Source organism: Caldivirga sp. UBA161 (assembly GCF_002506515.1).
Taxonomy (GTDB): domain Archaea; phylum Thermoproteota; class Thermoprotei; order Thermoproteales; family Thermocladiaceae; genus Caldivirga.
Map to the genome: position 1 here is coordinate 48,882 of NZ_DAXS01000006.1, position 9,132 is coordinate 58,013.

A 9,132-nucleotide genomic window follows, 5' to 3' on the forward strand; every position below is an offset into this window, starting at 1 on the left:
TTCTCTTTTACATATTCACGCTCACTCACTAATACTTTCTTTAACCTTATCCAATTCAACCCCAGTATTATCCCTAGTCACCGCTACGCCGATTAACCCAATTACGTAGCCGACTATTAGTAATATTACATACCCATTTATTGCGCCAAAGGCCTTTAACCAGTATTGGGAAGTCAATAAGGCTCCAGTGGCTCCAATACTGGCCATATTCCATAAGAAGCCAACTGCACTCCCTCTGAACCTTGTTGGGAATAATTCAGCTAAGTAAGCCAGCATAACGCCACCAGTACCTATTACACTTGTTAATACGCCAGCTGAAATTATAAGTGATGTGTAGCCTAGTTTAAGAGCTATGGTTAATGGGTATGCTAACACTATACCTATTACTATGAGTATTAGGAAAGCCGCCCTCCTCCCAGTGTAGTTACTTAGCACACCACCAATTATGGTTATTACCCCACCTAGCAGAGATGCATATGCTAACCCCCAGAATGCTTCATTGAGTGGTAGCTTTATGAAGTTTGTAAGATATGTTGGTAGGAAACCTAGTGTTGCGTACGCTACCCAGAAGATTCCAGCCAATAGGAGTAGAGCCACTAAGGCATCCCTAGTACTAGCCTTGAATAACTCAGCTATGGGTACCTTTGCTATATTGCCTGTTGCCTTAGCTCTCTTGTAGATTTCAGGGTCATCAACCGTTAACCTGAGAATAACCCCAATTAGTGCAACCACTAGACCTACTAGGAAGGCATACCTCCAGCCGAAGGCAACGAAGTTCTTTGTTCCAAAGTAGTCTCTAAGCATTGCGAATGTTAATGCAGCCAATGCGTAACCCCAGTAGTAGCCGCTTTCAATAACGCCACTAACCAAGCCCCTAAACCGGGGTGATGAACTCTCCACCGCTATTAAGTGTGAGCCTGAAACTTCACCACCAACGAATATTCCCACAATAAGCCTAAGGGTTACGAATAATGCAGTTGCAGCTAAGCCTACTTGGGCATATGTGGGTAATGCTCCTGTTAATGCTGAGAATACGCCAAGGCCAATTAGGGTTATTAGCATAGTGATCCTCCTACCAACCCTATCCGCAACATGACCAAACACAATACCACCCAATGGCCTAGCTAAGAGGGTTAATGAGTATGAGGCAAATACGTAGAGTAGCTGGGCAGTGGGGTTGGTTTTAGGAAAGAAGGCTTCCCCAATTATTGAGGCTATGAAGAGTATGAGGGTTAAGTCGAATACATCAACCATCCAACCTATTGTACCACCCAATAAGGCCCTAACATTTATCCCACTTACCTTAAGCCCACTACTCATATAAAATAGGGGGTGTGTAAATATTAAAGTTTTACCCAGTATCATGCTTAATAGTTGTTTAGAAGTAATTTAGTTAATTTAAGTGAATTAAAAGCGTGTTAATATTAAGCCAACCAACATTATTAATAAGTACTTAATGAATAGCTCATTCATTAATTAAGATATGTGAATGAGCGTTTAGGGAAGGTTTTAAATCAAACCAAGCTAACCCTTAACTTTAATGCTTGCCCTACTATTCCACGGTAAGGGTTCAAGCCCGGAGAAGATAAACTGGTTAACTAGACCCTTTAGGAATATGGGGTTTAGGGTTGAGGCACCTAAAATAGATGAGGTTGCTGATGGTGTCTCAGCCGGATCCAGGATAATTGAGGATGAGAGGGATCCAGTAATTACAGGTGGCCACTCCATGGGTGGTACCGTAGCCCTACTATTAGCCGCTAAATACCCTAAAAAGGTTAAGTGTGTTGTTACCGTTGCGGCGCCAGTTGATAGGGTTCTTCAATTAAAGTGGCTTGAGAAGGGTGAGGAGGGTTCAGTGAGGAGGGCGTTGTATAATGATATAGTGGCTAGATTAAGCATGAGGGATCTTGAGGAGTCTTCACCAATCAGGTACATTAATGGTGAATACCCACCAGTAATCTACATTAGGGGTAGTGCTGATGATGTGGTGCCTGCGGAGCACCTTGAGTTACTTAAGAGGAAGGCTAGTGAGTATGGGTTCAAGGTTATTGAATTAACAATAGAGGGTATGGGCCATACCCCCAGGTCCCAGCATGTTAAGGTGATTGAAGGCTTCATTAGGAGTAACATCAATCAATGTTTAACTGCTTAAACGGAATCAATATCAATGCCGTATAAGGCGGCGTAAACAAAATCAGACACCCCCCTAAACTTCAGGGGTACCTTATGATACTCAATAACTAGGGGGAATTGAGCCTTATCTATACTGCAGGGTGCAACCATGTACTGAGCCCCAGTGCGGTAAGCATCATAAACTGATGGCCAACCTGCCCAAACCCTTAGGGGCATCAATTCATCAAGTAGTAACCCACCACCAGCCCCACAGCATAGGGTCCTCTCCCTATTATGCTCCCTCTCCCTGAATTCCTTAACAGTTGACTTAAGTATCTCCCTAGGTTCCTCAATTAAGTCCCCTGCCCTGGCTAGGTTACATGGGTCATGATAAGTCACCACTGCGTCAACCTTATTGCTTAGCTTCAGTTTACCCTTTCTAAGCGCCCATGCCGTTAACTGGGTTATGGAGATTCCATCAATACCATGCTCAGCAAGTCTGGGAACTACGTAATTCTTAAAAGCCCTCCATCCATGGCCACATTCACCGAAGATAACCATTTTAGCCCTCCTTCTTAAGGCGGCGTTAACAATATTATCCCCAAACCTCCTCAAGTGGTATTCATCCTCAAAGAGCCCGAAGTTACCTACCTCAAGGGCCTGGGAATCCATTGTCCAATTGAGGCCAAGTTCAGTCATTATTGCAATAGCCCCCTTTAATGTCCCAATATTTGTGAAGAAGTCTGTGGAGGAGGGTATGTAGAGTACATCAGCCGTATCCTTATCCACTACCCCCTCCATCTTCTTACCAGTCTGCTCACTTATCTCACTGACAGTGAAGTCTATTACGTTAAGCGCAGCATCCTTAGTAATACACATATTGTTGCCAGTCTTGTAAACGCACTCCATGGTCTTAGCTATGAAGGGAGGCATCATACCCATTTCAACGAATATTTGCCTAATGGACCTAGTTATCTCAGCTTGGTCAATACCGAAGGGGCAGAAGTATGCGCACCTCCTACATTCAGTGCATTGGTAATAGTAGGTCCATATTTTATCTAAGTCAATACTATCCAGTAGCTGCTTTAATTCCTTTTCATCACTGACCTTATCCACTAGGCCGAAGGTTAATTTACGCATTCTTCTGTAAATATTCCTAATTAAGTCAGCTCTACCAACGGGACTATTATTGGGATCCCTTGTTGCTAACCACATCTGGCATTTATCTATGCAGAAGCCGCAGTGGGTGCATGACTCCATGTAGTTTCTAAAAGCCCTACTACTCCTTGCTAATTCCCCTATCCTATTAATGAAGTAAAGCTTCCTATCGCTTGGATTAGGCTTAACCTTGGTTAACTTATTCACCTCTATTGCACTTAACGTACCTTCATCAGCCTCAACTCTAGCCTTCAAGTGCCCACTACCGTTACTGAACTCCTTAACCCACTCACTGTAACGTGGGCTAGCCTCCAATATATCCTTAACCTCACCCCTATACTTAACCTTAACATTAACCATGATCACCACCCCAATTTCCTAATAACCCTCCTCTCAATTTCATTAATATCCTCAAACCTACCGTATAGGGCTGGGTTAACAGGCATTGAGAATGGGTGAATCATCTTAGCGAAGGGGATATATACCATGAATAACTCCACTGCAAGTACATGAGCGTAAAAGAGTAGGTTACTGGGCGGGGGAGTGTATTTAAGTGAGGTTAAGCCAAGAGCCCACTTAGTTGCTTCACTGAATAATGAGGGTGGTGCGGTTAATCTAAGGGCTAACCCAAGTACCACTATTACTATGACCCATGAGATCGCTACGTAATCATCAAGGTAATTAATGAGCACCCTATAGATCCTTTGAACCCTAATCCTCCTCACAAGCAGGAATATGCCTGCTGCAAGTGTTAATGCGCCTACCGTGGTTCCTAGAATGAACATTAATGACTCGGAGATTATTAATTGAGGTAACCATAAGTGCAGGTGGAAGGCAATTAATAGAAATATGCCCCAGTGAAATAGTAGCACGCCAAGCCATGTTGAGTAATCCCTACGGTAACTGGAACCTAGTATTGTGTAGTATGTGAACATTCTAGCTAAAATATGCTTAACTGAGCTTAGGAGGCTTTCCTGCCTTGGCTTAATAACAAGCCTATATAAGCCTAGGTAAAGCCCAAGTGGACCCTTACCGGCATTAAGCCATAGAGTAATCCTATACAATACTCCACACACCAGTATTATTAGCGATACGTATGGTAGTATGAAGTATAAGGAGTACGTTACCACATTGTACATTTAAGTCACTGCCAAGCCTCCATTGCCTTATTCAAGTCCTCAAGGTACTTCTTCTTCTGCTCATCACTCATGTTGAAGAACGTTATGCCGTAGGTGTAGTATGGTTCAGTTGGCTTAACCTTAGTTATCTTAGATGCCAAGTCTGGGTCAAACTTAGCGAAGTCACTTAGGAAGCGGTGCCAAGTTACCCTTATCAACGTATCCCCAATCCTCTCCCTCCTCCAGCCTTCCTCATCCCACTTAGGCACAATCCTATCCCTAACTATCTGGAACATGGTCATTAAAGCCTCCTCCAATTTATCGGGACTAGGTAGGGGTATGAATGGTATCAGTACCTTAGCTAACTTAGGTCCATTCCTACTCTTAATAGTACCACCCACCAGTACGGTTAATCCCCTCTCCTTACCAGGTTTAATGGCTGGGTAGGCTCTCCTAATACACTCCATGCATTTAACGCACTTTGATCCATCAATGCTTAACTTTGATCCACCCCAACTAATAGCGCCAGTGGGGCATGATTTAACTAATTCCTCAACATCCCCACCCTCCTCAATCCACTGCTTAAGCCTCTCATCATCAACATCGGGGGCCCCCCTCCACGTACCTATCACTACGTAATCCGCCCTGGCCTGAGCCTTAAGGCAGTCTATTGGGCAACCTGAGTACTTGAATTTTATCTTATATGGGAATTGGGGGTAGGTCGCCCAATCTATCAGGCAACTGTAAGTGAAGTCCCTAGCCTTTAATGTATCGTATACTGCGTAGGGGCATAGTAGTGGCCCTGGGCATGATACTGTATTCCTCATTACATCACCTGAACCACCTATATCTAGTCCTATCCTCCTTAGGAATACATTTAATTCAATCAACTTCTCCCTAACTACGTTTAAGACTACGTCACCGGTTCCTCCTATGAACTGTAGTAAACCCCAACCGTACTTCCTGGAGGCTTCAATTAGGAATCTAAGCAATGTGGTGGTGAAGACCTGGGCCGATGGAATTAAGACACGTGCATGATCCTCAAAGATGGGTGGGCTTATCCTAGTCCATGGGTGGCTCATCCTAGATAGTACACCTGAGTATATTCCAGGGGCCTTAGCTGCACTGGTGGCCCATGGGGTTACACCAGCCACAAGCCCCATACCATATATGTAAACTGGGTACTTCGTCTTCTTTAGCTCAGTGACGTGGCTTGGCCATGGTCCCTTTTCCAATTCAGCTAAGTACTCCTCAACCTTTTCTTTAGGTGGTGGTTCAGGCCATAATGATGGGTCTATTGGCAATTCTTCAGAGGCCATATGAGGTATTTTAACTTTGTTTAAAAACCCTTATTCCTCATTAAATGTGAAATAATGCTAATATAAATGTCCATAAACACCTCAAGTATGGGTGATGCCGCAGATCAGAGGACTAGGATAAGGGTTGTGGTTCATAAGTTAGCCTTCAGGAGTGGTGACTTAACCCCAGTTAATCACCCTGAGAAGCTTGCCCCAATACCGTACACTAATTACGTCCCTGAGACGTTGCTTAGGAACATGGGTAAGTGGGTTAAGACTGAGTTAATAACCCCAGCCATAGTTAAGCATGTTTCAGAAACAGGCGATGAGGTTTACTCAGTTAAGGTTATTGGACCCCCAAACTCAAGGTTTAGTGCAGATACCCTTGAGAAGCTTTGCGACTTAGCTGACATGTACGGTATTGGTGTAATTAGGCCTACACCGCAGGGTAATGTTGAGATACTTACTGATGATGAGGAGAAGGCTAGGAAACTTGAGGAGGAGCTTAGGAGGAATGGTTTCCTAGTGGGTGGATGGGGGAATCACTTGTGGAATATTCAACCATGCACAGCCTACTTAACGTGCACTACAGCTGTTATTGATGCGCCAAGCATAGCTAAGGCACTTGGCGACGCATTAGTGGAGTATGTTTACGAGAAGGAGACGCCAGCCCACTTATCAATAAAGGTTTCAGGCTGCCCAAACGCCTGCGGTGGCGCCATTGATGTAGCTGACGTTGCGGTTGTAGGTTACCCTGCACAAACACCCATGGTTGATGATAAGTGGTTCTCAAGCATTGGGTCACCACTAGATGTAACCGCAGCGTGTCCAGTTGGCGCAATAACGCCTAAGAGGGATCCATCAACAGGTAAGGCGTATGGCATAGTCATTAGGCCTGAGCTATGCATAGCCTGTGGTAGATGCCGTGATACTGTGGACGCCATTGTTTATGATCCTAAGAAGACTGGGGTAATGGTGCTTGTGGGTGGTAAGGCATCTAACACTGGGCCTAATGGGCAGTTAATGAGTAGGATAGTGGTCCCATATATACCGAGTGAACCGCCAAGGTGGCCAACCTTAGTTAAGGTTGTTAAAAGGATAGTGGATGTTTGGGTTGTTAATGCTAATAAGGGTGAACGTATTGGAGATTGGATAAGCAGGATTGGTTGGGATAAGTTCTTTGAATTAACCGGGCTTCCTGACGTTAGGAAGTACCTAAGGTTCTCGGAGAAGCCTGGCCCACTATACCAACCCCTCTACAGGAGGAGGTTAACTGAGTCATATGCATACCTCTTCAGGGAGTACGCCAGTAAAATCTAATTCCCAGTGCTCCTCTGTTTATCATTATTCTTAAGCATATTGTAGAGCCTACATAGTATCCTCCTGGTCATGCCCCATATAACCATGTCCCCTAGAATTACGGCTTTCTTAACATTACCCTTAACCACAGTAACCCTATCTGCATTAGGTAATTCACTCAATTTAACCCACTTAAGGTACTCAAATTCCCCACTAGCTGCATTAACAACATCAACATTGCAATCAACCTTAAACACTATGGGTAAGACATTAAGGTTAGGCATATTCTTTGGGTGTTCAATATTAAGTACTGTTATTATTTTACCTACCCTCCTTAAATCTATTCCAGTCTCCTCCATAGTTTCCCTAATTGCAGTATTAAGTAAGTCACCATCATTGGTTTCATAATGCCCACCAGGTAGCGCCGCATCCCCACTCCACGGGTCCCTTGGATTAGTAACCCTCTTACCCACAAGTACCATAGCGTCTGGGCACTCCTTCAATATTACGGCAACCGCTGCCCATGCTTCTCCATCACTTGGCTTAAGCGAGTTAAAAGCCATAATTCATGCTTTAAAATTGGGTACTCATTTTTAAATTTTTAAAATTAAACACTTTACTTTCATTAATAAGGCTTCTTGATTTTAAACACACCCAGTGGGCTTAGGTGCACCAGCAACCCTACATGCTCCCTTGGCTGGTCCATTTGGGAATAATTGGTATATCCTCTGTAGTGGTATTCCTGTTTCCTTAACAAGCATTCTTATTGGTGGGCACATACCAAACCTCTCCCAGTATTGCCTTAGATACTTAACAACCTTCCAATGCTCATCCTTCATAACACCCATTTGCCCAGTATCTGGATCACGGCACTCCTCCTTGCATAGTATTTTAGCCACCTCCTCATTCCATGTTGATGGATCCTTTAGGAAGCCATCTTCATCCAACTCAATCTTCCTCCCACCTACCTCCATGTATTTGAGGGACATGGGTGTTTCAGTATGGTTATTAATTAATCCTTAACTATTGTGAGACCTTATGTACTCTTTTACGAGTATTCCTTTTTTAAACCTGGGTACTTATAAATACTTAAAATATCACTTAGGATGGATAAATTAACGAGAATAATCTTTAAGGCAAGCAATACTATATTGAGCATATGGGTAGCGTAGGTGTGGTTGATGATTATAGGGAGGAATTGAATGAAATAGCCACATTATGGGGCAGAGTAATACCCTACCTAGATGAACAAGAATTAAGCATCCTAAAGGCGGTGGTGGAGAATAATGGCATCACACTATACCGGTTATCTAGGGTAACTGGATTAGCCTTCAGTACCGTATTTAAGAAAACCAGGAAGTTAAGCAGTAAGGGTATAATAACCATATCTAAGAATGGTAAATGCAATAGCTACAGTGCCACCATTCTAGGGCTTATAATATGCCTAGCTAAGTCCTGCCTGGATAAGGAATATATTGCCTTTAAACTACTTAGAATAATGAGTGATTCAGGTATAAGCAACATAAATGAATTACTTAAGATACTTAAGGTAGCGGGATCCTCAGCATCCACTAAGGATGTGGCTAATATTAGGAGCCCAAGCGACTTACTCTACATGGTGTTAAGAAGTACAGCTAATGTTGATAAATCAATAATAAACCTAATAAGATACCAATTAATGTACTCATAATGATATCATCGATTTCCTAATCTCAATAATTAATGTAGATTATTAGCGTTAAGAATACGTAAACGCCAACTACATTAAGTAGATCATATACCCCACCTATTATAAGCGGAGCTTATACCACTGGAGTTGCATTAATGTGCTAAGAATTAAATCATCATAGGTAATGCCTAATCATCTGTTAATACTTAAGCTACTGCCTCATCAGCATTTTAATACGCAACGCTGCAATTACTTGAAGGTGTTGTGAATTTCCATCACCACCTATATCTTCGTAAATCTCCATGGGAATTACCCCATCCTATTACGAATGAATGCTGGTACTTCCGTAAAGATTACCTTAAATATTGTACTCTCCATAATTCCTACTACGTGGAGTTCGTTTAACTTACCTAGAATTAACTAACCCATTAACGTTGATTCCACGCCGCATAATTATTCTATTAAGTTAAAACTATTT

At 42.9% G+C, this 9,132-nt stretch carries 9 protein-coding genes; 3 read left to right on the forward strand and 6 right to left on the reverse strand.

Annotation, left to right across the window (positions count from 1 at the left end; genetic code table 11):
- Positions 1 to 21: 21 nt before the first annotated feature.
- The gene (locus tag BP896_RS00805) at positions 22 to 1,320 is read right to left on the reverse strand and encodes an MFS transporter (RefSeq protein WP_291764680.1); all 1,299 of its coding nucleotides are present in this window, start codon (positions 1,318 to 1,320) and stop codon (positions 22 to 24) included.
- 220 nt (positions 1,321 to 1,540) lie between these two features.
- Between BP896_RS00805 and BP896_RS00810 the strand changes: the two genes are divergently transcribed.
- Entirely contained in the window at positions 1,541 to 2,152 is a 612-nt protein-coding gene (locus BP896_RS00810) for an alpha/beta hydrolase family protein (protein WP_291764681.1), read from the forward strand.
- Here BP896_RS00810 and BP896_RS00815 read toward each other — a convergent pair.
- The 3 genes from BP896_RS00815 to BP896_RS00825 are packed head-to-tail and all read right to left on the reverse strand — an operon-like array spanning position 2,149 to position 5,707.
- Positions 2,149 to 3,630 carry a (Fe-S)-binding protein gene (locus BP896_RS00815; protein WP_291764682.1) on the reverse strand — a complete coding sequence of 494 codons (1,482 nt, stop codon included), beginning with the start codon at positions 3,628 to 3,630 and terminating at the stop codon, positions 2,149 to 2,151. The genes BP896_RS00810 and BP896_RS00815 overlap by 4 nt on opposite strands.
- Positions 3,631 to 3,632: 2 nt before the next feature.
- Positions 3,633 to 4,409: a respiratory nitrate reductase subunit gamma gene (locus BP896_RS00820; protein ID WP_291764683.1), complete on the reverse strand. Its 777-nt coding sequence runs from the start codon at positions 4,407 to 4,409 to the stop codon at positions 3,633 to 3,635.
- A 5-nt stretch (positions 4,410 to 4,414) separates the two neighbouring features.
- Positions 4,415 to 5,707, reverse strand: a complete 1,293-nt coding sequence (locus tag BP896_RS00825) for a sulfite reductase, dissimilatory-type subunit alpha (protein WP_291764686.1) — start codon at positions 5,705 to 5,707, stop codon at positions 4,415 to 4,417.
- Positions 5,708 to 5,794: 87 nt separating this feature from the next.
- On the opposite strand from BP896_RS00825, the gene dsrB reads away from it, so the two are divergent.
- Positions 5,795 to 7,006, forward strand: coding sequence for a dissimilatory-type sulfite reductase subunit beta (dsrB, locus tag BP896_RS00830; RefSeq protein WP_291764688.1), 1,212 nt, complete (start codon positions 5,795 to 5,797; stop codon positions 7,004 to 7,006).
- On the opposite strand, the gene BP896_RS00835 is transcribed toward dsrB, so the two are convergent.
- The gene (locus tag BP896_RS00835; protein WP_291764690.1) at positions 7,003 to 7,548 is read right to left on the reverse strand and encodes an NUDIX hydrolase; all 546 of its coding nucleotides are present in this window, start codon (positions 7,546 to 7,548) and stop codon (positions 7,003 to 7,005) included. The genes dsrB and BP896_RS00835 overlap by 4 nt on opposite strands.
- 81 nt (positions 7,549 to 7,629) lie before the next feature.
- Positions 7,630 to 7,974, reverse strand: coding sequence for a TusE/DsrC/DsvC family sulfur relay protein (locus BP896_RS00840; RefSeq protein WP_291764691.1), 345 nt, complete (start codon positions 7,972 to 7,974; stop codon positions 7,630 to 7,632).
- 170 nt (positions 7,975 to 8,144) lie between these two features.
- Between BP896_RS00840 and BP896_RS00845 the strand changes: the two genes are divergently transcribed.
- Positions 8,145 to 8,675, forward strand: coding sequence for a winged helix-turn-helix transcriptional regulator (locus BP896_RS00845; RefSeq protein ID WP_291764693.1), 531 nt, complete (start codon positions 8,145 to 8,147; stop codon positions 8,673 to 8,675).
- The last annotated feature ends 457 nt before the right edge of the window (positions 8,676 to 9,132 follow it).

Coding starts and splice junctions, on each gene's coding strand:
- BP896_RS00805 (WP_291764680.1), bottom strand. CDS start 1,320: ATGAGTAGTGGGCTTAAGGTAAGTGGGATAAATGTTAGGGCCTTATTG.
- BP896_RS00810 (WP_291764681.1), top strand. CDS start 1,541: ATGCTTGCCCTACTATTCCACGGTAAGGGTTCAAGCCCGGAGAAGATA.
- BP896_RS00815 (WP_291764682.1), bottom strand. CDS start 3,630: ATGGTTAATGTTAAGGTTAAGTATAGGGGTGAGGTTAAGGATATATTG.
- BP896_RS00820 (WP_291764683.1), bottom strand. CDS start 4,409: ATGTACAATGTGGTAACGTACTCCTTATACTTCATACTACCATACGTA.
- BP896_RS00825 (WP_291764686.1), bottom strand. CDS start 5,707: ATGGCCTCTGAAGAATTGCCAATAGACCCATCATTATGGCCTGAACCA.
- dsrB (WP_291764688.1), top strand. CDS start 5,795: ATGGGTGATGCCGCAGATCAGAGGACTAGGATAAGGGTTGTGGTTCAT.
- BP896_RS00835 (WP_291764690.1), bottom strand. CDS start 7,548: ATGGCTTTTAACTCGCTTAAGCCAAGTGATGGAGAAGCATGGGCAGCG.
- BP896_RS00840 (WP_291764691.1), bottom strand. CDS start 7,974: ATGTCCCTCAAATACATGGAGGTAGGTGGGAGGAAGATTGAGTTGGAT.
- BP896_RS00845 (WP_291764693.1), top strand. CDS start 8,145: ATGGGTAGCGTAGGTGTGGTTGATGATTATAGGGAGGAATTGAATGAA.